Below are 25,514 nucleotides of genomic sequence, written 5' to 3' on the forward strand. Positions count from 1 at the left end.
ATGTATGGTCGCGGTAAGAAGTGCGCATTTAACACCGGCCGGTGAGTTTGACCCGGCACACTGGATTAACAGCCTCGGGCTGCATAACCCGGTGACGGGTGAAAAACTGGAAGAGGTCTGGCATTACTGTCATCAGCAGGTTGATGGTCATCAGGATGCGGCGCTGCTGTTGGGGCGCGGTATTGAGATGGTGGAAATTTTATCCACCCTCAGTATGGATCTCGACAGTCTGCGTGCAGCGTTGCTTTTTCCGCTGGCCGAAGCGGAGATCCTCGGTGAGGAAGAGATAAGCGAAGCCTTTGGCTCCGCTATCTGGCTGCTGGTCAAAGGTGTGATGGATATGGATGCTATCCGTCAGCTGAAAGCCACCCATAATGACGAAACCAGTTCGGTGCAGGTGGATAACATCCGCCGCATGCTGCTCTCCATGGTGGAAGATTTCCGCTGCGTGGTTATCAAGCTGGCGGAGCGGATCGCCCATCTGCGCGAAGTGAAAGATGCCGGTGAGGACGAACGCGTCCTGGCCGCCAAAGAGTGTTTCAATATTTATGCCCCGCTGGCGAACCGCCTCGGGATCGGGCAACTGAAATGGGAGCTGGAGGATTACTGCTTCCGTTATCTGCACCCGGATGATTACAAACGCATTGCCAGTCTGCTGCATGAGCGCCGTCTTGACCGCGAAGAGTATATCGATAATTTTGTGACGTCACTGCGTGAAGACATGAAAGAAGAGGGTATTCAGGCAGAGATCTACGGGCGGCCGAAGCATATTTACAGCATCTGGCGCAAGATGCAGAAAAAATCACTTTCTTTTGATGAACTGTTTGATGTCCGCGCCGTGCGGATTGTGGTGGAGCGTCTCCAGGACTGCTACGCCGCACTCGGGATTGTCCACACCCATTTCCGTCATCTGCCGGATGAGTTTGATGACTATGTGGCGAATCCGAAACCGAACGGCTATCAGTCCATTCATACCGTGGTGCTGGGGCCGAAAGGCAAAACCCTGGAAATTCAGATCCGTACCCGGCAGATGCATGAAGATGCGGAACTCGGCGTTGCGGCGCACTGGAAATACAAAGAAGGTACCGCAGGCGGCGGGAAAACCGGCAGTTACGAGAACCGCATTGCCTGGCTGCGTAAACTGATTGCGTGGCAGGAAGAGATGGCCGATTCCGGCGAAATGCTGGATGAAGTGCGCAGTCAGGTGTTTGACGACCGTGTTTACGTCTTTACCCCGAAAGGGGATGTGGTGGATTTACCGGCCGGCTCCACGCCGCTCGATTTCGCCTACCATATCCACAGCGATGTGGGGCACCGCTGCATCGGCGCGAAAATCGGCGGCCGTATCGTGCCGTTCAGCTACCAGTTACAGATGGGCGATCAGATTGAAGTCATCACCCAGAAACAGCCGAACCCGAGCCGTGACTGGCTGAACCCGAACCTGGGCTATGTCACCACCAGCCGCGGGCGGGCAAAAATCCATAACTGGTTCCGCAAACAGGATCGCGATAAAAATATTATTGCCGGACGGCAGATGCTGGACAATGAACTGGCCGCGCAGGATATCAGCCTGAAAGAGGCGGAAAAACTGCTGATCGCCCGCTATAACGTGCATTCGCTGGATGAAGTGCTGGCCGGTATTGGTGTCGGTGATATCCGTATCAACCAGTTGTCGAACTTCCTGCAAAGCAAGCTGAACAAACCGACAGCGGAAGAAGCCGATCGTGAAGCCCTGAAAACCCTTGAAAAAGCGCCGCCGGCCAAACCGGCACCGGCTCACCAGAGCAGCGGCCGCATTGTGGTTGAAGGTGTCGGTAACCTGATGCATCACATCGCCCGCTGCTGCCAGCCGATTCCGGGGGATGATATTATCGGTTTTATCACCAAAGGCCGGGGGATCTCCATCCACCGCGCGGATTGTGAACAGCTGGCGGAATTGCAGGAGCAGGCACCGGAGCGTCTGGTGGAAGCAGTCTGGAGCGCGAGTTACTCCAGCGGCTATTCTCTGGTGGTGCGGGTGGTGGCAAATGACCGCAGCGGTCTGCTGCGTGATATCACCACGATTCTGGCTAACGAAAAAGTGAATGTTCTCGGGGTGCGCAGCCACAGTGATGTGAAACAGCAGATTGCCACCATCGATATGGACATGGAAATTTACAATATCCAGACCCTCAGCCGTGTGCTGGCAAAACTGAACCAGCTGCCGGATGTGATTGAGGCCAAACGCCACACTCAGTAAAACGGCCGGAAATCGGTTACACTGAAAAGCAGACTCTGGTCTGCTTTGAGATTGCTGACAAAGCAGGATAAAACGTGGTTTTTCCTGCTTTGTGTTATTAGCCGAAAGTGTTATCAGCCGAAAATCAATAAATTGATTTTCCTGGTTTATTTTTACAACCTCAGTCGGTCGTCGCCAACCCCTGCGGGTTTGTCAACGGCCTGAAAAGCAGACTCTGGTCTGCTTTTTTTATCACTCGCGGAAATCATATTCAGGAACTAATCACATGTCTGTATCAGTTGAACGCCTGCTGGCGATCATGTCGCAGTTACGCGACCCGGAAAACGGCTGTCCGTGGGACAAAGCGCAAACTTATGCCACTATCGCCCCTTACACCCTGGAAGAAACCTATGAGGTTCTGGATGCCATTGAGCGGGCTGATTTTGACGATCTGAAAGGTGAGTTAGGTGACTTACTTTTTCAGGTGGTGTTCTATGCACAGATGGCGAAAGAAGAAGGGCGTTTTGACTTTGAGGATATTGCCGCCGCGGTCAGCGATAAACTGACCCGCCGCCATCCGCATATTTTTGCCCGTGAGCAGGGGATCGGCGCGGAAGCGGCTATTTCCGGCTGGGAACAGCGCAAAAGTGCGGAGCGCGCTGAAAAATCACAATATTCTCTGCTGGATGATATCCCGGCAACACTGCCTGCCCTGATGCGAGCCTATAAAATCCAGAAACGCTGTGCGTCAGCCGGATTTGACTGGGACACACTCCCGCCGGTGCTCGGTAAGGTGTACGAGGAACTGGATGAGGTGATGGAGGAAGTGAATCAGCCGCAGGTGAATGATGAGCGTGTGGCCGAAGAGCTGGGGGATTTACTGTTCGCAGTGGTGAATTTTTCCCGTCATCTGGGACATAAACCGGAAATGGTGTTACAAAAAGCCTGCCGCAAGTTTGAAAACCGTTTCCGGCAGGTGGAGAACGATATCGCCGCCCGCGGACTGACGATGGAATCAGCAACACTTGATGAAATGGAGAAAAGTTGGCAGGATGTTAAATCCCGTGAGGGGTAAGCTTAATGCTTTCAGCTAATGATTTTACCGGAGAATGAAAAGTTTTTTATAAAATGTAAGACGTTGATTAGTTAGTGTAAAAAGGCGGTTTTTACCGCCCCGGGAGCGACGGATAACCGAAAAGAGGTGACGAGATTATTTGTCGCCAAAATAAGGTTAGGGTATACTATTTTCCCGTCCTGTTATATCCATCATCTATTACACCTAAACTTTCAGGTTCAGCATGAAAACTAATTATATTTTTGTGACCGGCGGGGTCGTATCCTCTCTGGGTAAAGGCATTGCCGCAGCCTCTTTAGCGGCTATACTCGAAGCCCGTGGACTCAATGTCACCATGATGAAACTGGATCCGTACATCAACGTCGATCCGGGAACCATGAGCCCGACCCAACACGGGGAAGTTTTCGTCACTAACGACGGCGCTGAAACTGATCTCGACTTAGGTCACTACGAGCGCTTCATCCGCACCAAAATGACCCGCCGTAATAACTTTACTACCGGACGTGTTTACTCTGAAGTCCTGCGCAAAGAGCGCCGCGGCGACTATCTCGGTGCCACCATTCAGGTTATCCCGCATATCACCAACGAAATCAAAGACCGTATCATCCGTGGCGGTGAAGGTCATGACGTGGTGCTGGTGGAAGTCGGCGGGACTGTCGGTGATATCGAATCACTGCCGTTCCTGGAAGCTATCCGTCAGATGGCGGCGGAAGTCGGCCGTGAGCACACCTTATATCTGCATTTGACTTTGGTTCCGTATCTGGCCGCAGCCGGTGAAGTAAAAACCAAGCCGACTCAGCACTCAGTAAAAGAATTATTATCCATCGGAATTCAGCCGGATGTGCTGATTTGCCGTTCAGACAGAGTGATTCCTGCTAACGAACGTGCGAAAATCGCGCTTTTCTGTAACGTTCCTGAAAAAGCGGTTATCAGTCTGAAAGATGTCGATTCCATTTATAAAATCCCCGGCCTCTTGAAATCCCAGGGATTAGATGATTATATCTGTAAACGATTCAGCATTAATGCTCCGGAAGCAGATCTCTCCGAATGGGAGCAGGTGATTTATGAGGAAGCCAATCCGTCAGGTGAAGTCACCATCGGGATGGTCGGCAAATATGTTGAACTGCCGGATGCCTATAAATCTGTTATCGAAGCACTGAAACACGGCGGCCTGAAAAACCGCGTTACTGTGAACATCAAACTGATTGATTCTCAGGATGTGGAAACCCGCGGTACAGAACTGTTACAGGGACTGGATGCGATTCTGGTGCCGGGCGGCTTCGGTTCCCGTGGTGTGGAAGGCAAGATTATGACCGCCCGCTATGCCCGCGAGAACAACATTCCGTATCTGGGCATTTGCCTGGGAATGCAGGTGGCACTGATTGACTTTGCCCGTAACCTGGCCGGTATGGAAGATGCGAACTCCACGGAATTTGATGCTGATTGTAAGTACCCGGTCGTTGCGCTGATTACTGAATGGCGTGATGAAGACGGCAATATTGAAGTCCGCAGCGAAGAGAGCGATCTCGGCGGTACAATGCGTGTCGGCGGTCAGTTATGCCACCTGACGAACAATTCTCTGGTTCGCCGGATGTACGGCAAAGATGCGATTACTGAACGTCACCGTCATCGTTATGAAGTGAACAACATGTTACTGAAGCGTCTTGAAGATGCAGGTCTGCTGGTTGCCGGCCGTTCAGTGGACAACAAACTGGTGGAAATCATCGAGAACCCGAATCATCCGTGGTTTGTGGCTTGTCAGTTCCATCCGGAGTTCACCTCTACCCCGCGTGATGGTCATCCGCTGTTTGCAGGTTTTGTCAAAGCGGCCTCTGATAATCAGAAAGGTCTGCTAAAATAAGATGTGAGGTGAGTGACCGGCCGTAAGTGCCGGTTACTTATCTGAAAATTTAACTTGTACTGAGGAAAACCTAATGTCCAAAATCGTTAAAGTGATCGGCCGTGAAATCATCGACTCCCGCGGTAACCCGACTGTAGAAGCTGAAGTACACCTGGAAGGCGGTTTTGTGGGTATGGCTGCTGCGCCGTCAGGTGCATCCACCGGTTCCCGTGAAGCACTGGAACTGCGTGACGGTGATAAATCACGCTTCCTGGGTAAAGGGGTTCTGAAGGCTGTCGGCGCGGTAAATGGTCCGATTGCACAGGCGCTGCTGGGTCAGGATGCCAAAGATCAGGCTAAAGTTGACCAGATCATGATCGACCTCGATGGTACTGAAAACAAATCCAACTTCGGTGCAAACGCGATTCTGGCTGTGTCTCTGGCAAACGCCAAAGCCGCTGCGGCATCAAAAGGTTTACCTCTGTACGCACACATCGCAGAACTGAACGGCACGCCGGGCAAATACTCTATGCCGCTGCCGATGATGAACATCCTGAACGGTGGTGAGCACGCTGATAACAACGTGGACATCCAGGAATTCATGATTCAGCCTGTCGGTGCACCTTCTCTGAAAGAAGCTGTCCGTATGGGTTCTGAAATCTTCCATCACCTGGCGAAAGTGCTGAAAGCGAAAGGCATGAATACCGCAGTGGGTGACGAAGGTGGTTATGCACCAAACCTGGGTTCTAACGCTGAAGCGCTGGCTGATATCAAAGAAGCTGTTAAAGCAGCAGGCTACGAATTAGGTAAAGACGTTACCCTGGCGATGGACTGTGCCGCTTCTGAGTTCTACAACAAAGAAACCGGTATGTATGAACTGAAAGGTGAAGGCCGTACCTTCACATCTCAGGAATTCACTCATTACCTGGAAGAACTGACCAAAGAGTATCCGATCGTCTCTATCGAAGATGGTCTGGATGAATCTGACTGGGATGGTTTCGCGTATCAGACTAAAGTCATGGGCGACAAAATCCAGCTGGTCGGTGATGACCTGTTCGTGACCAATACCAAGATCCTGAAAGAAGGTATCGAAAAAGGTATCGTTAACTCCATTCTGATTAAATTCAACCAGATCGGTTCACTGACCGAAACACTGGCTGCTATCAAAATGGCAAAAGAAGCCGGTTACACCGCGGTTATCTCTCACCGTTCCGGTGAAACCGAAGATGCCACCATTGCAGACCTGGCAGTCGGTACCGCAGCAGGCCAGATTAAAACCGGTTCTATGAGCCGCTCTGACCGTGTTGCCAAGTACAACCAGCTGATCCGTATTGAAGAAGCGCTGGGTGAACGTGCACCGTTCCACGGCCGCAAAGAGATCAAAGGTCAGTAATTGTTACTGTGAATGTTAAAAAAGGTGTGTCCGGCGGACACACCTTTTTTTATGACTCAGCTATCTTATCTTACGAATATTTCCCCGGTTTTTATCCGTTCCCTCAATGACTAAAACTGGTCATTTACCATGCTATGACAAGTTTTTTTACTTATTCTGTTGCCTCAGATCGCAAAATGGACGTTTTGTGATGTATTTTGTTATTAATACTTTTTATATTTCACATGAAGATAAATTGTTTAACATTTTTAGCATTCATGCAAAAACGCCGGCTATTAAATTATGACAGCAACCGGTTTCGTGAATACTTTACATCCTACTGAGGGAATTATCATGGACGCTTCAGAAACGCTCACCCAATCCACCGGGCTGAGTTCTTTTAACACAAAAGGACTCATCATCCTGGCTCTGGACATTGTGCTGCTGATACTGCTGCTGAAATATCTGCCCTACAGCGACAAAGAGAATGCAGGACTGGCCTTAATGGTGTTTGTTGCTGTTTTATGGCTGACTGAGGCGATTCATGTCACGCTGACCGCGTTACTGATCCCGATTCTGGCTGTATTTCTCGGGTTGCTGGGCGCAGGTAAGGCGTTACAGTCATTTGCCAGCCCGACGATTTTCCTGTTCTTCGGTGGTTTCGCTCTGGCGACGGCACTGCATATCCAGGGGCTTGATCGCCTGATTGCCAACCGTCTTCTGCTGATCGCCCGTGGCCGGTTATGGGCGGCGGTGATCCTGTTGTTCAGTGTCACCGGTGCGCTTTCCATGTGGATCAGTAATACCGCGACAGCTGCGATGATGTTACCGCTGGTGCTGGGTATTCTGGGCAACCTGGATATCCGTCATGACCGTAACACGTTTGTGTTTATGCTGCTGGGGGTCGCTTACAGTGCCAGTATCGGTGGTCTGGGAACCATGGTCGGCAGTCCGCCGAATATTATTGCCGCAAACCAATTGGGTATGGATTTCTTCACCTGGATGAAATACGGCATTCCGATGGTATTGATCCTGATGCCGATTATGTTCGGTATTATGTATCTGATGTTACGTCCGAAGCTGGGTGCCCGTTTTGAAATTGAAGTGGAGCAGGTTCACTGGACACCAAAACGTCTGCTGACACTTGGTATTTTCGGTCTGACGGTTATCTGCTGGATTGGCAGCGCGCCGCTGAGTGAACTGCTGGGTAACATTAAGGACTTCGATACCATTATCGCGCTGAGTGCCGCCGCGCTGATTGGTATTACCGGGGTGGCCAGCTGGTCACAGATCCAGAACAACACGGAGTGGGGCGTTCTGTTCCTGTTTGGTGGTGGTCTGACACTGAGTATGATCCTGAAAGATTCCGGTGCCAGCGAAGTGATGGCGGACTGGATGAAAACCTCATTTGGTAACAGCAGCTGGCTGGTGATTATTATCGCCGTCACCACCTTTATCATTGTGCTGACCGAGTTCACCAGTAACACCGCCAGCGCCGCGCTTCTGGTGCCTATCTTTGCCGGTGTGGCTGAAGGTCTGGGAATGCCGGTTATGGCGCTGACTATGATTATCGGTATCGGTGCATCCTGTGCCTTTATGCTGCCGGTGGCGACACCGCCGAACGCGATAGTCTTCGGAACCGGGTTTATCAAACAGTCCGAAATGGTGCGGGTTGGTGGTGTACTGAATATTGCCTGTATTATCGTTATCTCAGCGTTTGCCTGGTTGTTCTGGGTATAACAGTCCCTCTGACGATAAAGATACAAACAAAGTACAACACAAAAAACCCGCTGATTTATCAGCGGGTTTTTTTATACCGGTAAGCAAAGAATATCGGTGCGGATGCATCGGCACTGAGATACTGCAAAAGTACAGAAGATCAGCCGGAGAGAGACACAGGTATTATCAGATATAAAAAAGCCCCGCATCAGGCAGGGCTTCGGATAAGAGAGATGATATCAGCCGCGTTTATTCGCAACATATACGGTTAATTCAATACCCGGATGTAAATCCTTCATTTTGACTTTACTGTTCCAGGACATCAGTTCTTTCAGTGTCACGCCATGACGCTGCGCGATGCTGTAGTAAGAATCACCCTGACGGACTTTATACTTCGCCAGACGCATTGCATTTTTGGTGGCCGCTTTTGATGGTTTCACCACCGGACTGCCTTTCACCCGTAATGTTTGTCCCGGTTGCAGAACAGAGGCGCTTTTCAGTCCGTTCAGCTTTTTCAGCTCAGCAACGGTCATCTTATGGCGGTTAGCGATGGCGTAGAATGAATCACCGCTTTTCACTTTATACTTCGCAGCCTGTGCACGACCGGCTGGTGTGCTTAACTGTTCTGTACGCTGATTGTTTTTCGCGACTGCTGTGCGGATATCATTAAGCACCGCGTCATCAGATAACGCGCTCATCAGTTGGTCGACTTTGGTTTTCGGCAGCATCAGATAGTGAGGACCGGCCGGAGACGTTACACCGCGTTTCAGGCTCGGGTTGTAATCTTTCAGTCTGGAAACCGGCATATCCAGCAACTGTGCCGCAACATCCAGGGAAATCTGCTGGCCGATATTTACCCGTGCCAGAGCGCGTTCTGCATTGGGTACCGGTAAATTCACACCGTTGCGGTCGCTGTTGCGGATAACATTGCTCAGGGCAAAAATACGCGGAACATAATCCATGGTCTCTTTCGGCAGGGATAATGACCAGTAATCCGTTGGTTTTCCGGCTGCAGCGTTCGCTTCCATCGCGCGCAGCACACGGCCTTCGCCGCTGTTATAAGCAGCCAGGGTCAGAGCCCAGTCTCCGCCGAACATATTATTCAGACGTTCCAGCAAATCCAGCGCGGCAGTGGTGGAGGCTGCCACATCACGGCGGTCATCAACCCACTGGTTCTGATTCAGCCCGTTTGCTTTGCCGGTGCTCGGGATAATCTGCCATAACCCGGCAGCCTGAGCCGGTGAGGTGGCATGCGGATTAAAAGCACTCTCCACTATGGGCAGCAGAACCAGTTCCATCGGCATGTTACGTTCATCGATTTTACCGATGATCCAGTACATGTAAGGTTCTGCGCGCAGTGTCACATCGTGGAGATAGCTCTTTTTGGCGAGGTAAGAGGCTTCTTCAGCCCGGATGCGGTCGTTATCCGGGATGTTCATTTTCATCTCATCGCGGATATAACCCCAGATGTCATCTTCGGGGCTGACGGAGGACATTTTTGCTGCATCCATCTGCTGAGCAGTCAGTAAAAAGCCGTTACCGGAAGGATAATGAGGTTTCTGAGTGGTTTTCTGCGGCGCAGTCTGACACCCCGCCAGCAAGATTGCGGCGGCAAGAAGTGTGGCTTTGATTTTCATGTTGGCGGAATCAGCATTATTATTCTTCAGTCTGTAGGTTTCGCAATCATACTGGTGTTATTCCGCCCTGACAACGATTACGGCTAAAATTGATCTTTTTTTTGCGCGTAAAGACGTAAAAGTTTCCTCAGCCGTCGCAGTATGTTTACTTACTGATAAATTATGTTGCAGATCAATATTATCACAGTTAAGAAAAACATTAATTTTCCTTTCTGTTTTCAGTGTGACGGGCAGTGTGGCTTCATTATTACGGCGTAATTGTTCAATATAACGCTGATATGCCTGAATATCGGTGTTTTCCGGCCAGACTGCGTGTGCAAAGGCGAGATTTGACTGTGTGTATTCATGCGCACAGCAGACCAGTGTCTCATCCGGCAGTGCCGCAAGACGGCTGACGGAGCGGAACATCTGCGCCGGTGTACCTTCAAAAATCCGGCCGCAACCGCCGGAAAACAGCGTATCGCCGCAAAAAAGATACGGTTCGCAGTAATAAGCCACATGGCCGAGCGTGTGTCCCGGTACAGCCATAACCTGAAATGTCAGCCCGCCGCAGGTGATAATGTCATTATCCTGTACGCAGTGATTTGCACCTTTCGCCATGGTTTCAGCGGGGCCGTAAACCGGCAGGCCGGGGTAGTGTGAGACAATCTCAGCCGTACCGCCGGTGTGATCCGCATGGTGGTGTGTCAGCAGGATGGCAGAGGGGGTCAGTCCCTGTTCCCGCAATGTATTCAGCACCGGTGCACTGACGCCGGGATCAACGATGACGCAGGTGTGCGCATTATCCCGTAATAGCCAAATGTAGTTATCTGATAACGCGGAAATTCTGATAAGCTCCATAGATACCTCACCTTTTTGAGTGTAAACCAAGGATAAAGCCATGTTTTCTGCACGAGCGACAAAAACTCTGACGATGCCGGACTCGTGGTGCGATATCCCCTGCGGGCGCCGCTTCCGGCAGTCGCTGGAAGCACAACTGGCACCCTGGTGGCCGAAAATGTTTGGCTTCCATCTGATTAAGATTGGTGCACTGAGCTGTGAAATTAACAGCAGCAGCTGCATGATTCCGCATCAGGTGAATATGGCACCGCAGGGTAACACCTTACAGGTATTCGGGGAGGCGGCGCAATTGCCGTTTCTGGACAAATCCGCGGATGTCTGTGTGCTGGCACATAATCTGGGCTACAGCAGTGACCCGCACCGGCTGCTGCGCGAGGCTGACCGTGTCCTGATTGAGGACGGCTGGCTGATTATCAGCGGGTTCAACCCGTTAAGCCTGCTGGGGGCGCGTAAACTGATCCCGTGGCGTCTGAATCAGCAGCCGCAGTGCAGCCGGATGTTTTCACAGTTCCGCATGCTGGACTGGCTCAGTCTGCTCAACTACGAAATTATGTATCACCGGCTTACCATCCCGATCCCGTGGTGTAACCCGGACAGCGCCGGCAACCGCTATGCACGGATTTTCGGCTGTCTGGGGGTGATTGTGGCGCGCAAACGCACGGTACCGCTGACATTCACACCGCAGAAGCTGCGCCTGCTGCGGCCGAAACTGAATAATGTGGTGGGCGCGGCCCGCGAGCAGACGCCGCCGCGCTGTCTGAAACGCCGCTGAGGATTATTCAGCGGCGGGCTGATAACCGGTATCGTTCTGTGACGGGGACTCTGCCGCCGCACGGGCAAGCTCATCACAGCGTTCGTTTTCCGGATGTCCGGCATGGCCTTTCACCCACTGCCAGTCAATCTGATGACGGGTGATAGCGGAATCCAGACGCTGCCACAAATCGACATTCACCACCGGGGATTTATCCGCTTTACGCCAGCCGCGCCGTTTCCAGTTATGTATCCACTGCGTGATCCCCTGGCGGACATACTGGCTGTCGGTGGTCAGCACGATATCACACGGGCGTTTGAGCGTTTCCAGCGCCATAATAGCGGCCAGCAGTTCCATCCGGTTATTGGTGGTGAGAAAAAAGCCCTCACTGAGCGTTTTTTCACGGCCTTTATAACGCAGCAGCGCACCGTAGCCGCCGGGGCCCGGATTTCCGAGGCAGGAGCCGTCGGTGAAAATTTCTACCTTGTCACTCATCTCTGGTAGACTCTTCCTCTGATTGATTGGCAATTACCTGAGTCTGACACAAAACGTCATTATGAGCACTGATATTACACGACAAATTGTTCTCGATACCGAAACCACCGGTATGAACAAACTGGGTGCCCACTACGAGGGGCACAATATTATTGAGATCGGTGCGGTTGAAGTGATCAACCGGCGCCTGACCGGCCGTAATTTCCATCTGTATATCCGGCCTGACCGGCTGGTGGACCCGGAAGCCTTTGGTGTGCACGGGATCAGTGATGAATTCCTGATGGATAAACCGGTGTTTGCCGATATCGCGGATGAATTTATTGAATTTATCCGTGGTGCAGAGCTGGTGATTCATAATGCGCCCTTCGATATCGGCTTTATGGATTATGAATTCCGCAAGCTGAACCGGGGTATCCCGCCGACGGCTGAATTCTGTACCATCACCGACAGCCTGACGCTTGCCAGACAACTATTCCCGGGTAAGCGTAATAACCTCGATGCGTTATGTGACCGCTATCAGATAGATAACTCAAAACGTCTGCTGCACGGCGCGTTACTCGATGCCGAAATTCTGTCGGATGTCTATCTGGCGATGACCGGCGGCCAGACATCACTGGCTTTTTCTGCAGATAATGAGAGCGGCGGCGAAGAGAACGTTCAGGCCATTCAGCGGATTGCCCGCCCGCAGAGCGGCCTGCGCGTGGTATATGCCACGGATGAGGAAATCTCGGAACACGAAGCACGTCTGGATCTGGCTGAGAAAAAAGGAGCCAATCCTTGCATCTGGCGGAGCTGACCTGCCGCAGCGGATGCGGTGCCTGTTGCACTGCGCCATCCATTTCGTCCCCCATTCCCGGTATGCCGGAGGGGAAACCGGCCAATACCCGCTGTGTGCAGTTGTCAGCACAAAATCTGTGTCTGATTTTCGGCTCACCGCTGCGCCCGGCTGTTTGTGCCGGATTGCAGCCCTCGCGGGAAATGTGCGGGGAGAGCCGTGATGATGCGATGACTTATCTTCTTGATCTGGAAAAACAAACGTCTCCCTGAGCACGGATGACCGCGTGGCGGGATCGTGTATGTCGTGTGCACTTTTCCGTATTAAACCGGTCTTTCAGGCGAAAAACTGTGCAATTGCATGGGTTTACACAAATCAGCTATTGACGAACGGAAACCGGCATCGTATTATTCGCACCGTTCCCGAAAAGGAACACACGGAGCGGTAGTTCAGTTGGTTAGAATACCTGCCTGTCACGCAGGGGGTCGCGGGTTCGAGTCCCGTCCGTTCCGCCAGATTACAGAAGCCCTGACAGCAATGTCAGGGCTTTTCTGTTTCGTGCTGTACAATTTCTCTCTGCATAATCGCGTTGTATCATTATCATCCCCCGGTATTACCTCTCTTATCATTTTGATAATGCGTTGTGACCACACTCATACTTTATATGAATAAATAATGTTCAGGTGCTGGCACATATCTTGCTGTTTGTTTTCCGTAACCGGTTGCGCGGCCGTCGCCGCTGTGCCGGTAAAAACAATAAAACCAATCACAGAGGTTGTATTTATGAAAACAAACACCGGGAGTGATGAAGTCAATGAAATGATGCCGATGCGGAAACTGTTTCCGTATGCTGTTCAGCATATTTTTGCCATGTTTACCGGCACCATTGCCGTGCCGATAGTGATTTCCCAGGTTCTGAAACTGTCGCAGGAAGATACCACCCTGCTGATTGCCGCGGCGATTTTTGTTTCCGGCGTGGGGACGCTTATCCAGTCACTGAGTATCACCAAATATGTCGGCGTCAGTCTGCCGCTGATCCTCGGCACTTCGTTTGTGGCGATGCCGCCGGTTTTTATTATCGCCTCGCAGTTCGGCGGGGGAATTGAGTCACTGCCTTATGTCTTCGGCGGGACACTGGTTTCCGGGGTGCTGCTGTTCTTTCTTGCGCCGTTGTACGGAAAAATCGCTTTCTTATTCAAACCGATAGTTATTGGCTGTTATCTTATTATGCTCGGTGTTTCCCTGCTGCCGGTTTCGTTTTCCGGGATTGTCGGTTATCCGGGGGAGGCTTCCTACGGTGACCCGGCCGGTATTTTTCTCGGTGTGCTGACTATCGCGGTGATTGTGCTGTTAAACCGCTTCGGTAAAGGCGCGTTGCGGGAAATGTCGATTCTTATCGGCCTGATCGTGGCTACCCTGGTGGCGGTGGTAATGGATATGGTCAATTTCGGCCCGGTGAGCAGTGCCGGGTGGTTTTCGTTTGTCCGTCCCGCCCATTACGGTATTCATTTTGATCTGACCGCGATTATTCTGATGTTCCTCGGTACTTTTATGGCCACACTGGATTCAGTCGGCACTTTTTCCACCGTCGGCCGCCTGTGTAACCGCTCTATGGAAGGCAATGCTCTGAACTCTCCGATGCGCGGGGAAGGGGTGGCGGTAACTATTTCCGGGCTGTTTAACTGTACGCCGCTGACCTCTTTTATTAACAATGCAGGGGTCATTATTATCTCCGGTGTGCGCAGCCGTTATGTGACGGCGTGCAGCGGAGTGATTCTGATTATCCTCAGTATTATTCCCAAATTCTCTGCGATTGCGACCATGATCCCCGCTTCTGTTTTCGGTGGCGCGACCCTGGTGATTTTTGCTTTTATTACTGTTGCCGGGATAGACACACTGACAAAATCCGTCGATATGACCAAAATGGGCAATATGATGGTTGTCGGAATTTCAGTCAGTGTCGGGCTGATGTTTAACGGACAGGGGGAAGCCCTTTCTCAGCTGCCGGAAATGTTGCGGATTATTCTTTCCCAGGGCGTGATAGTGACCTTTGTTCTGGCTATCGTGCTGAATCTTTTATTTAATTTTGACAGTGTGATCGGTAAAAAAGAAAAACCGTAATATCTTTGCCTGCCGGTAAGCGGAATTTTTCCGTCACCGGCAGGAAACGCCTGCCATCCGCCGGATAAGCACACAGAATGCAGTATTTCCGCTTGCTATTCATTGTGGTAATCGGGTTTAATAGGTCACTTCCGCTGTTGCGCAATACCTGGTGCTAAAACGATTTAGTCAGCGAAAATGCCGCCTGTGCGAAGTCTTGTTTCTGTTCTCAGACACGCCTCGCCTGACGTCTCATTGTTGTCTTTTCAGCCCCGACCCTTTGCCTCTGACCGGTGATAAGGATTGCCATCCGTGCGCGGCACTGCGAAAATAGCCTGTATCTGCTTTTTATCCGAACCTGGAGTAGACAATGACCTCTCGTAAAACTCTTGCTAATGCGATTCGTTTCCTGAGCATGGACGCGGTGCAAAAGGCAAATTCCGGACACCCCGGCGCACCAATGGGCATGGCTGATATCGCGGAAGTACTGTGGCGCGACTATCTGAAGCACAACCCGACCAACCCGCACTGGAGTGATCGTGACCGCTTTGTGCTGTCAAACGGCCACGGCTCAATGCTGATTTACAGCCTGCTGCACCTCACCGGCTATGATGTATCGGTGGATGACTTAAAAGCCTTCCGTCAGCTGCATTCCAAAACCCCGGGTCACCCTGAATACGGTTATACCCCGGGTGTGGAAACCACTACCGGCCCGTTAGGCCAGGGTATCGCAAACGCAGTCGGTTTTGCTGTGGCAGAACAGACACTGGCGGCGCAGTTCAACCGTCCGGGTCACGATATTGTTGATCATCACACCTACGTCTTTATGGGCGACGGCTGTATGATGGAAGGGATCTCCCACGAGGCCTGCTCTCTGGCCGGTACCCTGAAGCTGGGTAAACTGGTTGCCTTCTACGATGACAACGGCATTTCCATCGACGGTAACGTTCAGGGCTGGTTTACTGATGATACCGCCAAACGTTTTGAAGCTTACGGCTGGCACGTCGTGCGCGGCATTGACGGTCACAATCCTGACCAGATCAAAGCGGCGGTTGAAGAAGCCAAAGCGGTTACTGACAAACCATCCCTGCTGATGTGCAAAACAGTTATCGGTTTCGGTTCGCCGAAGAAAGCCGGTACTGCGGATGCACACGGTTCTCCGTTAGGTGATGCGGAAATCGCCGCTACCCGCGAAGCACTGAACTGGCCGTATGCGCCGTTCGAAATCCCGCAGGAAATCTATACTGAGTGGGATGCGAAGAAAGCCGGTGCTGCTGCTGAATCTGAGTGGGATGTGAAATTCGCTCACTACGAAAAAGCCTTCCCTGAACTGGCCCGCGAATACCGCCGCCGTGTAAACGGTGAGCTGCCTGCTGAGTGGGAAGCTGACGCAAACGCCTTTATTCAGAATCTCCAGGACAACCCGGCCAGCATTGCCAGCCGCAAAGCATCACAAAATGCACTGGAAGCATTCGGTAAAGTGCTGCCTGAATTTATGGGCGGTTCCGCTGACCTGGCACCGAGTAACCTGACCATGTGGTCCGGCTCTGCGCCAATCAATGAAGATAAAGCGGGTAACTACATCCATTACGGCGTGCGCGAGTTCGGCATGTCTGCCATCATGAACGGTATCGCTCTGCACGGCGGTTTCATTCCTTACGGCGCGACCTTCCTGATGTTCGTTGAATATGCCCGTAACGCGGTGCGTATGGCGGCACTGATGAAGATCCGCAGCATCTTTGTTTACACTCATGACTCTATCGGTCTGGGTGAAGACGGCCCGACTCACCAGCCGGTTGAGCAGATCGCCAGCCTGCGTGTGACACCAAACATGAGCACATGGCGTCCGTGTGACCAGGTGGAATCCGCTGTGGCGTGGAAATATGCGATTGAGCGTAAAAACGGCCCGACATCCCTGATCTTCTCCCGCCAGAATCTGGCACAGCAGCTGCGTACCGCGCAGCAGCTGGCTGATATCGAAAAAGGGGCGTATATCCTGAAAGATTGCGCAGGTCAGCCGGAAGTGATCCTGATTGCCACCGGTTCTGAAGTGGAACTGGCCGTGAAAGCATACGAGCAGCTGACAGCCGAAGGCCGTAAAGCGCGTGTGGTATCTATGCCGTCCACTGATGCATTTGATAAACAGGATGCCGCGTACCGTGAATCTGTTCTGCCGTCAGCGGTGACAGCACGTGTTGCTGTTGAAGCGGGTATTGCGGATTACTGGTTCAAATACACAGGTATGCAGGGTGCCATCGTCGGCATGCATTCATTCGGTGAATCTGCACCTGCCGGTCAGCTGTTCAGTGAGTTTGGTTTCACTGTTGAGAACGTGGTTTCTCAGGCGAAAGCCCTGCTGAAATAATCTGCTGATACAGATTCTGAAAGCGCATTCCGGTTTTTTTGACCGAATGCGCTTTTTTTATCTTTGCCTGTCTGACTTTCTTGCGATCTTTTTTCATTTAGCATAACCTGTCTTTATTGAGCTGAACCGTTTCAGTCGCAGGGGTGTTCAGATTGTGCCGCACGGGATAAAAAAGATTGCGGTTTCTATGATAAATACCCCGTACAAAAACCCGTGAGTCCGTTATTCTTAGTTCGCTGATAATTTGGCTATTTCTGAGGATACTATGACAATAAAAATTGCAATCAACGGGTTTGGGAGAATCGGGCGGAGTGTGCTGCGGGCGTTGTATGAAACCGGGCGTAATACGCAGATTACCGTTGTTGCTATTAACGAACTGGCGGATTCCGAAGGTATTGCACACTTACTTCAATATGACACAAGCCACGGACGCTTTTTTAAACCGGTGAAGCTGACAGATAAAAATACACTGAAAGTCGGCGATGACACGATCCGCATCCTGCATGAAGCGGATATTCATCAGCTTCCCTGGGCGGAACTCGGTGTGGATGTGGTACTTGATTGCAGCGGCGTGTACGGTTCCCGTGATGACGGGCTCGCACATATTGCGGGCGGTGCGAAAAAAGTCCTGTTTTCCCATCCCGGCGGTAATGACCTGGATGCGACCATTGTCTACGGTGTTAACCATAATACACTGACTGCACAGGATAAAATTGTATCGAACGCGTCCTGTACCACCAACTGCATCATTCCGGTGATAAAATTACTGGATGAGGGATTCGGTATCGAATCCGGTACGGTGACCACTATTCACGCGGCGATGAATGATCAGCCGGTGATTGATGCTTATCACAGTGATTTACGGCGCACGCGGGCGGCCGGGCACTCCATCATTCCGGTGGATACCAAACTGGCTGCGGGGATCAGGCGTATTTTCCCTAAATTTGAAGATCATTTTGAGGCGATTTCAGTCCGGGTGCCTACAATTAATGTGACGGCGATTGATTTGAGCGTTACCGTCAAAAGTAATGTCACCACGCAGGATGTAAACCGCCTTCTGCAAAACGCAGCGACGGGGGCATTTCGTGGTATAGTGGACTACACAGAGTTACCGTTAGTCTCGGCGGATTTTAACCATGATCCGCACAGTGCTATCGTTGACGGCACACAGACCCGCGTCAGCGGACAGCATCTGATAAAAATGCTGGTCTGGTGCGATAACGAATGGGGCTTTGCGAACCGTATGCTGGATACCACTCTGGTAATGGCTGAGGCGGGTTTTCACTGAGGGACGGCGTGCCCCGGCAGAAAATTGAACACAATTTAACTGATAAGAGAATCAACAAGAGGATTCACCATGTCCGTAATTAAGATGACCGATCTGGATCTGGCGGGTAAACGTATTTTTATCCGTGCTGACCTGAACGTTCCTGTCAAAGATGGCAAAGTTACCTCTGATGCACGTATCCGTGCCTCGCTCCCGACAATCGAAGCCGCACTGAAACAGGGTGCCAAAGTCATGGTGACCTCTCACCTCGGCCGTCCGGTTGAAGGGGAATACAACGAAGAGTTTTCACTGAAACCGGTTGTTGATTATCTGGCAGATAAACTGAGCTGCCCGGTGCGCCTGGAAAAAGATTACCTCAACGGACTGGAACTGAATGCCGGTGAGCTGGTGGTGCTGGAAAACGTCCGCTTTAACAAAGGCGAGAAAAAAGACGACGAAACCCTGTCTAAACAGTATGCCGCTCTGTGCGATATTTTTGTGATGGACGCTTTCGGTACTGCACACCGCGCCCAGGCATCGACCCACGGCGTGGCAAAATTTGCGCCTGTCGCCTGTGCCGGCCCGTTGTTATGGGCGGAACTGGATGCACTCGGCAAAGCGCTGGGTAACCCTGCACGTCCGATGGTCGCGATTGTCGGCGGCTCCAAAGTGTCTACCAAACTGACGGTACTGGACTCTCTGTCCAAAATCGCGGATCAGATCATCGTCGGCGGTGGTATCGCCAACACCTTTATTGCAGCAGAAGGGCACAATGTCGGCCGCTCACTGTATGAAGATGACCTGATCCCGGAAGCAAAAAAATTACTCAGCACCTGTGATATCCCGGTTCCGGTTGATGTCCGTGTGGCGACTGAGTTCTCTGAAACCGCAGAAGCGGTACTGAAATCAGCCAATGACATCAAAGATGATGAGCAGGTACTGGATATCGGTGACGAATCCGCACACCACCTGGCTGAAATTCTGAAAAATGCCAAAACGATTCTGTGGAATGGTCCGGTCGGCGTGTTTGAGTTCCCTAACTTCCGTAAAGGAACTGAAATCGTGGCTAACGCGATTGCTGACAGCGACGCGTTCTCTATCGCAGGCGGTGGTGATACCCTGGCGGCTATCGATTTATTCGGCATTGCGGATAAAATTTCCTACATCTCTACCGGCGGCGGCGCATTCCTGGAATTCGTCGAAGGCAAAAAACTGCCAGCCGTTGTGATGCTGGAAGAGCGTGCAAAACAGTAACAGTCATAATCAGATGACAACAACGGGCGGTGCAGGCCGCCCGTGACAACTTCCGAAAGACCAATACAGGAAATTTGACATGTCTAAAGTTTTTGATTTTGTAAAACCCGGTGTCGTCACTGGCGATGATGTTCAGAAAATCTTTGCGGTAGCCAAAGAAAATAATTTTGCACTGCCAGCGGTAAACTGCGTCGGGACAGACTCGATCAACGCCGTATTGGAAGCGGCGGCCAAAGTCCGTGCTCCTGTTATTGTTCAGTTCTCAAACGGCGGTGCCGCATTTATCGCCGGTAAAGGTTTCAAAGGCGAAGGTCAGCAGTCTGCTGTTCTGGGTGCAATCTCCGGTGCGCATCATGTGCATCAGATGGCAGAATATTACGGCGTGCCGGTCATTCTGCATACTGACCACTGTGCGAAGAAATTACTGCCGTGGTTAGACGGCCTGCTGGACGCCGGTGAGAAACACTTTGCCGCGACCGGTAAACCACTGTTCTCTTCTCACATGATCGACCTGTCAGAAGAGTCACTGGAAGAAAACATTGAGATTTGCAGCAAGTACCTGGCGCGTATGGCGAAAATTGGTATGACTCTGGAAATCGAACTGGGCTGTACCGGTGGTGAGGAAGACGGCGTGGATAACTCCCACCTCGATAACTCCGCACTGTATACCCAGCCGGAAGATGTCGCGTATGCCTATGAAAAACTGAATGCCATCAGCCCGCGTTTCACTATCGCGGCGTCATTCGGTAACGTGCACGGTGTTTACAAGCCGGGTAACGTGCAGTTAACACCAAAAATTCTGCGTAACTCTCAGGACTATGTTTCTGAGAAATATAACCTGCCGCACAACAGCCTGGATTTCGTATTCCACGGCGGTTCCGGTTCAACTGCGGAAGAAATCAAAGAAGCAGTGGGTTACGGTGTGGTGAAAATGAATATCGATACCGATACTCAGTGGGCAACCTGGGAAGGTATCCTGCACTACTACCAGAAAAATGAAGGTTATCTGCAGGGCCAGCTGGGCAACCCGGAAGGCCGGGACAAACCGAACAAAAAATACTATGACCCGCGTGCATGGTTACGTGCCGGTCAGCAGACAATGATCGAACGTCTGGAAAAAGCATTCAAAGAACTGAACTGCGTTAACGTTCTGTAATTTGTTGCGTGAATAATAAAACCGCCCGGTATTTTGCCGGGCGGTTTTTTTGTATGAATTATTTTTTCTGCTGGCTTTCATTACGCCGGATTATCGATTCAATTAACTCATCGATATGAAGATTGACCAGCATTTCAACCGCATCACTGCGGGTTTTGCCGGAAAGAAGTGACAGGTGGTTAATTTTTCTGACTGTTGTGCCGGTCAGCGATAATGACACGGCTTTCTTTTTCTCTTTATCCAGCGACACTTTCCCGCGGTAATACACGGATTTCGGACTTTCATTGCTGTTCAGTTCTTCACTGAGTTTCTTCAGTGTTTTGCGATCCAGTGTGCCGGCATCCGTCATCTCATAGGTATGTGACGCTTTCCGGTAGCGGATTTCGGCTGACCAGGTATCACGTAACTCTTTGAATGTACGGGTCAGTGTTGCCTCTGAGCAGCGGAGTGTCGCCAGGATCTCATCTGACGGAACCGGTTTTCCGGGGCCGAGCAGGGTTGCCAGGGTGAATAAACGAACCTGTCGTGTGCTTAGTTGCATAGTCTGGGGACACCTGTATAAAAACAAAGAGACTGAGTAACGATTATTGCGGAACAGCCTGTGCCGCAGATAACCGTACTATTTAATCAGCAAGCCAGAATATATCAAGGCACTCAGATATAATAGTACCGGATATTCTGCCTGATGATATTTTTGTCTGCAATATTACGCGTTTTGTGTTTTAAACGGTTGTCCGTCAGATTTTCGTTGTGCGATCCCGTATACCCGTGCCCTGGCCAGAATAGCGGATGCCCAGCGGCGGTGTGTTGCCGGTTCACACATGGCTCCCTGCGATTTGAATACCGCCTGTGTGGAGTTCAGTATCCGCAGCGCATCGGCGTGTTCATCGGCAGAGACCCGCAGTGCGTGTTCAATCACCGCCACCTGGTTCGGGTGAATTGCGGTTTTACCTACCAGCCCGTGAGCAATATCCAGCGCCAGTTCCCGGGTCATGACATCGTGATCATCAATGTGCTCGCAGACCGGTGCGGTCATGGCAAAGTCGTACGGGGCAAAAACAGCGACCAGCATTTTAATCACATAGCCCATCGGACCGTCATACAGTGTGAGATGACGCGGGCGGCGCAGTGAAATCACATTCATCAGGTCATTACCGCCGATACGCAGTGCGATGATCCGGTCATGGCAGGGATGGGATTTGAGAACCTGTGCCAGTTCCCGCATCTGCACCACATCACAGACCTCTTCAGTTTCCAGGGTCGGCATCATGCACAGCGGGGTATCCTGTACCACCTGCCACCAGACCGGCAGCGTTTGTTGTGTGAACTTCGGCAGAACCAGCCCGTCGATCGCACTGAGATCACAGTGCTCCCGCAGCCATAATCCCATTTCAGGATGACGCGGACGGATAAATACCAGCGGCCAGTTCTGGTTACCGGCACGCTGTTTTTCTGCCGTCAGTGCCGCCAGGATAACCTGCAAATTATTCAGTGCCTGCGGGAGATCCGTTTCACTGACCGCATCTTCCAGACAAATAATCAGAGAGCGTAATCCGCTGATTTTATTATTGATAACAGCATCTGTGATATCAGTGCGGGTGGCGGGCATATAGAGTGAAGCCCCTAAATTCCACGGTGAGAGACGCAGAGTCATGGTGATACCTTCCTGATAATAGTGACGGCGCGGTACTGCCCGAGGGCGTCGCCGGCTTCCGTGATAGTGATCCCTTTCTGACGGGCGAGATAAAGCAGTAATTCCACGTCCGGCTCTGTACAGTCACGCACAAAGACATGATCCGGCACCCGGCGAAGAACGGCGCGGGTCGCTTCGGCAATACCGGGTTTGATTCTGTTCAGGTCACTCACATCGCAGCGTGCGGCCAGCGCGGTGATCACCGCGAGGCTTTTTGCCCGCAATGCGGCTTTAGTCTCAGGATCGGGAAATACCGCCGCAGAAACCGCAGTATTCTGCTGACGGCGTAATGCAGCAACAGTACCGGTCAGTGTCCGGCTGCATTCATAAGATTGTAAGTGCTCACAATGAACACAGCCGTGCGGGCCGGTATCCGACCAGACGGAGCGGGAGATAAGCCCGGAAACCGGTGCTCCCATAATCCCGGAGGGGATCAGCCAGTCATCGTCAGCAGCAGAAAGCCAGGCGCATCCGGCCGGATCGGCCAGCACCACCAGACGCGGATCGGCCGGGTAGCCGGGTCTGTCTTTCAGCGATCGGATCAGCTCACCGGTGATAGCGCCTTTGCCTGTCCAGCCATCCACAAACACAATACCGGTCGTGCCGTGATGGTGTTCGATCCATTCCAGCGCAGCGGTATCAATACCGCGGTCACGGATAATGCTGATACCGTAATGGTGCGAGGTTTTTCCCGCATCACGCAGTGCCTGATGCAGCATCACGCCCAACGGCACACCGGCACGGACCAGACTGACCAGCACAACCGGCTGATCAGCAAAGTAATCACCCAGCGTACGGGCGAGGGAACTCACATCCTGCGCCAGCCGCGGCGCACCTTTTTCCAGCGCACGGTTAAACAGATCAAGATGCCAGGCGGTAGGCGCGGGCTCCTGACTGAGCATATCGGAATAGTGTTTCTGTCCGGACTGAATCAGCTGCTCTTTCAGTTCAACCGGTGTCATATCAATGGTGACCGGCCGGAGCAGAAACTGCACATCATCCGGCAGATAACTGCCTGAGAACGGGGGGAAATTATACATCGGATACCTCACTGAAAATCCGGGCGGCGACAGCATCCGCAAACTGACTGCGGGATGGCATACCGAACCAGGTACAGTGCTTCATGAAACGGTAATCGCTCAGACTGTCGCCGAGGCCGATAACCGGAAAGGTGCCGCGCTCTGCCCGTAATAACGTCAGCAGGCGGGTGACTGCCAGGCCTTTTTCCACCGGGTCCGGCAGCCAGGCAATATTGTTACTGTTGCGGTGAATATAAAATCCGTCTGACGGAAACTGTTGTTCAATCTCTGCGGCAACCGCATACAATTCATCTGTACGGGTGCTGTCGGTGTGTTTCATCACCAGATAGACCGGCACGTCATCGTACTCATAATTAATACGGGCCCATGCCTCAATACCGCGTTCCGCCATCAGGTCAGTACAAAACTGCTGAAGTGACAGCAGGCGCTCACGGTAAGGGGCGAGGGCGGCCAGCATCTGAGACTGCCAGACCGGCTCCGGTGAGCCGTCCGGTTGCAGGATCACCGCACCGTGTGTGGTAATGGCGTAAGAACGGAACGGAACAGTCACGCGCCGGAGTTCTTCTGTACCACGTGCCGTAACCGGAATGAGATCGGCATATGTCAGCAGCCAGTCCGTCAGCATCGCCTGTTCTTCAGTCATAAAGCTGCGCGGCTGCAATGTGCGGTCAAGAGCGCCGGTGCGGAATGGCGTGAGATCCTGCTCCTGTGTCATTTTGCGTTTTGTCTGGAACAGGGTGTCATCCAGATCGGTCAGGATCACCGGTTTAGTCGTCATAAATAATCTCCGTCAGTGGTGCGCAGCCGGACAGCGCCTGTAATAACTGCGGATCAAATGCCGCCGGGTCAGTTTCTGTGCACAGCAGAATGCGGTCAAATGACTGATGTGCCACATTGTAGAGGTAGTTGGCGATCCCCAGTCCGTAGTTATCCGTAAAGGAAATCACCGATTCAATGGCACCGCCCGGGGCTATCGGAGAGCGGGTCAGGGCGCTGAATTTCACATCCGCCCCGGCGTCCGTCAGCCGTTCGGCCAGCAGGAACGGCTCCCAGACAAATTCACCGGAACCCAGCACCAGAATCCGCTCACCCGGCAGCGCGGTCACCGCACAGCCGAAATCAGTATGCGGTTCATGCAGACCCAGCCGTACCCGCGTCAGCGGACGGCGGATCGGTACGGTGCCTGCTGAACTGACATTCACATCCGGCATCTCCGGCAGCGTGGCATCGGGATCAGCTTCCCAGCGCCAGCTTCCGTTAATCAGCGAGACATGCTGTAACGGTAATCCGTGCTGAGAAGTGGCCGGCGTATCACGCCAGTCTGTCAGTGTGACAGTGACAACCTGCTGTAAATCAGGTAATTGTCCGCTTTCATGTAATGCGGTCAGCAGATTGGTAAAGGTATTGCCGGTGGTGGCTTCATCATCTGCCAGCACCAGGGTTTTCGCCTGCTGCAACCGGGCTTTCAGTTGCGGATCATCCGGAAAATAGAGCAGATGATCCGTCGCGTGGCTGTGGTTCTCTTTAAACTCACACAGCAGCTCCCCGTCTGCCGGATGACGGGTGGAAGAGAGATACAGGGACGCCGGATACTGACGGCGGATTTCACTGTATACCCCCGCACCCAGCCCGACAGCGGTTTCCGCCATACCGATAACCAGTAACGGCTGCGGAAGATCCTGCGGAAACTGTTCAGCAAGGCGACGGTAAACGCCGCGCATGATTTCCGGCTCTGCCGGGATATGACGGCCAAGCACTTTGCTGACAAACAGAAATGCCCGTTTCGGATTACGCCGCTCCGCGATACCAAACAGGGTATCCAGTGTTTCCGGAGTGGCATCGCTGCGGACTTCCAGCGTGCCGGTAGTCAGTGTGAACCGGTGATGACCGGGACGGGAAAAACCGGGCATAGTGACC

Annotated in this window: 21 protein-coding genes and 1 tRNA gene; 14 read left to right on the plus strand and 8 right to left on the minus strand. The window is 52.1% G+C overall.

What is annotated here, in order from left to right; translation table 11 throughout:
• Positions 1-4: 4 nt before the first annotated feature.
• The 5 genes from relA (at position 5) to JC793_RS03940 (ending at position 8,245) form a co-directional block, all read left to right on the plus strand.
• Complete coding sequence (gene relA, locus JC793_RS03920) at positions 5-2,239, plus strand: GTP diphosphokinase (RefSeq protein ID WP_046895127.1); 2,235 nt, start codon at positions 5-7, stop codon at positions 2,237-2,239.
• Between the two features lie 265 nt (positions 2,240-2,504).
• Entirely contained in the window at positions 2,505-3,293 is a 789-nt protein-coding gene (gene mazG, locus JC793_RS03925) for a nucleoside triphosphate pyrophosphohydrolase (RefSeq protein ID WP_046895128.1), read from the plus strand.
• Positions 3,294-3,516: 223 nt separating this feature from the next.
• Positions 3,517-5,154 carry a glutamine hydrolyzing CTP synthase gene (gene pyrG, locus JC793_RS03930; protein WP_046895129.1) on the plus strand — a complete coding sequence of 546 codons (1,638 nt, stop codon included), beginning with the start codon at positions 3,517-3,519 and terminating at the stop codon, positions 5,152-5,154.
• A gap of 73 nt (positions 5,155-5,227) precedes the next feature.
• On the plus strand, positions 5,228-6,526 hold the full coding sequence (eno, locus tag JC793_RS03935) for a phosphopyruvate hydratase (RefSeq protein WP_166707122.1): 1,299 nt from the start codon (positions 5,228-5,230) through the stop codon (positions 6,524-6,526).
• A 333-nt stretch (positions 6,527-6,859) separates the two neighbouring features.
• A complete protein-coding gene (locus JC793_RS03940) occupies positions 6,860-8,245 on the plus strand; it encodes an SLC13 family permease (RefSeq protein WP_166707123.1) in 1,386 nt (461 codons plus the stop codon).
• Between the two features lie 218 nt (positions 8,246-8,463).
• On the opposite strand, the gene mltD is transcribed toward JC793_RS03940, so the two are convergent.
• Together mltD and gloB are read right to left on the minus strand one after the other, a co-directional pair.
• Complete coding sequence (gene mltD, locus JC793_RS03945; protein WP_218427560.1) at positions 8,464-9,861, minus strand: murein transglycosylase D; 1,398 nt, start codon at positions 9,859-9,861, stop codon at positions 8,464-8,466.
• A 57-nt stretch (positions 9,862-9,918) separates the two neighbouring features.
• A complete protein-coding gene (gloB, locus tag JC793_RS03950) occupies positions 9,919-10,701 on the minus strand; it encodes a hydroxyacylglutathione hydrolase (RefSeq protein ID WP_218427561.1) in 783 nt (260 codons plus the stop codon).
• A 40-nt stretch (positions 10,702-10,741) separates the two neighbouring features.
• Between gloB and JC793_RS03955 the strand changes: the two genes are divergently transcribed.
• Positions 10,742-11,473 carry a methyltransferase domain-containing protein gene (locus tag JC793_RS03955; RefSeq protein ID WP_166707126.1) on the plus strand — a complete coding sequence of 244 codons (732 nt, stop codon included), beginning with the start codon at positions 10,742-10,744 and terminating at the stop codon, positions 11,471-11,473.
• Positions 11,474-11,476: 3 nt separating this feature from the next.
• Here JC793_RS03955 and rnhA read toward each other — a convergent pair whose 3' ends face one another.
• On the minus strand, positions 11,477-11,947 hold the full coding sequence (rnhA, locus tag JC793_RS03960; protein ID WP_046895133.1) for a ribonuclease HI: 471 nt from the start codon (positions 11,945-11,947) through the stop codon (positions 11,477-11,479).
• A 61-nt stretch (positions 11,948-12,008) separates the two neighbouring features.
• Between rnhA and dnaQ the strand changes: the two genes are divergently transcribed.
• The 8 genes from dnaQ to fbaA all read left to right on the plus strand — a co-directional run bounded on the left by dnaQ (position 12,009) and on the right by fbaA (position 20,864).
• Entirely contained in the window at positions 12,009-12,743 is a 735-nt protein-coding gene (gene dnaQ / locus JC793_RS03965; protein WP_166707128.1) for a DNA polymerase III subunit epsilon, read from the plus strand.
• Entirely contained in the window at positions 12,740-12,994 is a 255-nt protein-coding gene (locus tag JC793_RS03970) for a YkgJ family cysteine cluster protein (RefSeq protein ID WP_046895235.1), read from the plus strand. The genes dnaQ and JC793_RS03970 overlap by 4 nt, the downstream gene beginning before the upstream one ends.
• A gap of 166 nt (positions 12,995-13,160) precedes the next feature.
• Positions 13,161-13,237 (plus strand) — tRNA-Asp (locus tag JC793_RS03975).
• A gap of 268 nt (positions 13,238-13,505) precedes the next feature.
• Complete coding sequence (locus JC793_RS03980; RefSeq protein WP_046895236.1) at positions 13,506-14,843, plus strand: uracil-xanthine permease family protein; 1,338 nt, start codon at positions 13,506-13,508, stop codon at positions 14,841-14,843.
• Positions 14,844-15,192: 349 nt separating this feature from the next.
• Positions 15,193-17,187 carry a transketolase gene (tkt, locus tag JC793_RS03985; protein ID WP_218427563.1) on the plus strand — a complete coding sequence of 665 codons (1,995 nt, stop codon included), beginning with the start codon at positions 15,193-15,195 and terminating at the stop codon, positions 17,185-17,187.
• Between the two features lie 265 nt (positions 17,188-17,452).
• A complete protein-coding gene (gene epd / locus JC793_RS03990) occupies positions 17,453-18,475 on the plus strand; it encodes an erythrose-4-phosphate dehydrogenase (protein ID WP_052926407.1) in 1,023 nt (340 codons plus the stop codon).
• Between the two features lie 69 nt (positions 18,476-18,544).
• Positions 18,545-19,708 carry a phosphoglycerate kinase gene (gene pgk / locus JC793_RS03995; protein ID WP_046895137.1) on the plus strand — a complete coding sequence of 388 codons (1,164 nt, stop codon included), beginning with the start codon at positions 18,545-18,547 and terminating at the stop codon, positions 19,706-19,708.
• A 79-nt stretch (positions 19,709-19,787) separates the two neighbouring features.
• Positions 19,788-20,864 (plus strand): class II fructose-bisphosphate aldolase, encoded by a 1,077-nt coding sequence (fbaA, locus tag JC793_RS04000; RefSeq protein WP_182107346.1) that lies wholly within the window; start codon positions 19,788-19,790, stop codon positions 20,862-20,864.
• Between the two features lie 58 nt (positions 20,865-20,922).
• Here fbaA and JC793_RS04005 read toward each other — a convergent pair whose 3' ends face one another.
• The 5 genes from JC793_RS04005 to JC793_RS04025 all read right to left on the minus strand — a co-directional run bounded on the left by JC793_RS04005 (position 20,923) and on the right by JC793_RS04025 (position 25,507).
• Entirely contained in the window at positions 20,923-21,405 is a 483-nt protein-coding gene (locus tag JC793_RS04005) for a hypothetical protein (protein ID WP_046895139.1), read from the minus strand.
• 165 nt (positions 21,406-21,570) lie between these two features.
• Positions 21,571-22,518, minus strand: a complete 948-nt coding sequence (locus JC793_RS04010) for an HpcH/HpaI aldolase/citrate lyase family protein (protein WP_112550304.1) — start codon at positions 22,516-22,518, stop codon at positions 21,571-21,573.
• Positions 22,515-23,597 (minus strand): cysteine protease StiP family protein, encoded by a 1,083-nt coding sequence (locus JC793_RS04015; protein WP_218427565.1) that lies wholly within the window; start codon positions 23,595-23,597, stop codon positions 22,515-22,517. The genes JC793_RS04010 and JC793_RS04015 overlap by 4 nt, the downstream gene beginning before the upstream one ends.
• Positions 23,590-24,375: an HAD family hydrolase gene (locus JC793_RS04020; protein WP_218427567.1), complete on the minus strand. Its 786-nt coding sequence runs from the start codon at positions 24,373-24,375 to the stop codon at positions 23,590-23,592. The genes JC793_RS04015 and JC793_RS04020 overlap by 8 nt, the downstream gene beginning before the upstream one ends.
• Positions 24,365-25,507: a phosphoribosyltransferase domain-containing protein gene (locus tag JC793_RS04025; protein ID WP_218427569.1), complete on the minus strand. Its 1,143-nt coding sequence runs from the start codon at positions 25,505-25,507 to the stop codon at positions 24,365-24,367. The genes JC793_RS04020 and JC793_RS04025 overlap by 11 nt, the downstream gene beginning before the upstream one ends.
• Between the last annotated feature and the right edge of the window lie 7 nt (positions 25,508-25,514).

The sequence above is a fragment of the Morganella morganii genome (genome assembly GCF_019242955.1).
In the GTDB taxonomy this organism is placed as follows: domain Bacteria; phylum Pseudomonadota; class Gammaproteobacteria; order Enterobacterales; family Enterobacteriaceae; genus Morganella; species Morganella sibonii.

Coding starts and splice junctions, on each gene's coding strand:
- relA (WP_046895127.1), top strand. CDS start 5: ATGGTCGCGGTAAGAAGTGCGCATTTAACACCGGCCGGTGAGTTTGAC.
- mazG (WP_046895128.1), top strand. CDS start 2,505: ATGTCTGTATCAGTTGAACGCCTGCTGGCGATCATGTCGCAGTTACGC.
- pyrG (WP_046895129.1), top strand. CDS start 3,517: ATGAAAACTAATTATATTTTTGTGACCGGCGGGGTCGTATCCTCTCTG.
- eno (WP_166707122.1), top strand. CDS start 5,228: ATGTCCAAAATCGTTAAAGTGATCGGCCGTGAAATCATCGACTCCCGC.
- JC793_RS03940 (WP_166707123.1), top strand. CDS start 6,860: ATGGACGCTTCAGAAACGCTCACCCAATCCACCGGGCTGAGTTCTTTT.
- mltD (WP_218427560.1), bottom strand. CDS start 9,861: ATGAAAATCAAAGCCACACTTCTTGCCGCCGCAATCTTGCTGGCGGGG.
- gloB (WP_218427561.1), bottom strand. CDS start 10,701: ATGGAGCTTATCAGAATTTCCGCGTTATCAGATAACTACATTTGGCTA.
- JC793_RS03955 (WP_166707126.1), top strand. CDS start 10,742: ATGTTTTCTGCACGAGCGACAAAAACTCTGACGATGCCGGACTCGTGG.
- rnhA (WP_046895133.1), bottom strand. CDS start 11,947: ATGAGTGACAAGGTAGAAATTTTCACCGACGGCTCCTGCCTCGGAAAT.
- dnaQ (WP_166707128.1), top strand. CDS start 12,009: ATGAGCACTGATATTACACGACAAATTGTTCTCGATACCGAAACCACC.
- JC793_RS03980 (WP_046895236.1), top strand. CDS start 13,506: ATGAAAACAAACACCGGGAGTGATGAAGTCAATGAAATGATGCCGATG.
- tkt (WP_218427563.1), top strand. CDS start 15,193: ATGACCTCTCGTAAAACTCTTGCTAATGCGATTCGTTTCCTGAGCATG.
- epd (WP_052926407.1), top strand. CDS start 17,453: ATGACAATAAAAATTGCAATCAACGGGTTTGGGAGAATCGGGCGGAGT.
- pgk (WP_046895137.1), top strand. CDS start 18,545: ATGTCCGTAATTAAGATGACCGATCTGGATCTGGCGGGTAAACGTATT.
- fbaA (WP_182107346.1), top strand. CDS start 19,788: ATGTCTAAAGTTTTTGATTTTGTAAAACCCGGTGTCGTCACTGGCGAT.
- JC793_RS04005 (WP_046895139.1), bottom strand. CDS start 21,405: ATGCAACTAAGCACACGACAGGTTCGTTTATTCACCCTGGCAACCCTG.
- JC793_RS04010 (WP_112550304.1), bottom strand. CDS start 22,518: ATGACTCTGCGTCTCTCACCGTGGAATTTAGGGGCTTCACTCTATATG.
- JC793_RS04015 (WP_218427565.1), bottom strand. CDS start 23,597: ATGTATAATTTCCCCCCGTTCTCAGGCAGTTATCTGCCGGATGATGTG.
- JC793_RS04020 (WP_218427567.1), bottom strand. CDS start 24,375: ATGACGACTAAACCGGTGATCCTGACCGATCTGGATGACACCCTGTTC.
- JC793_RS04025 (WP_218427569.1), bottom strand. CDS start 25,507: ATGCCCGGTTTTTCCCGTCCCGGTCATCACCGGTTCACACTGACTACC.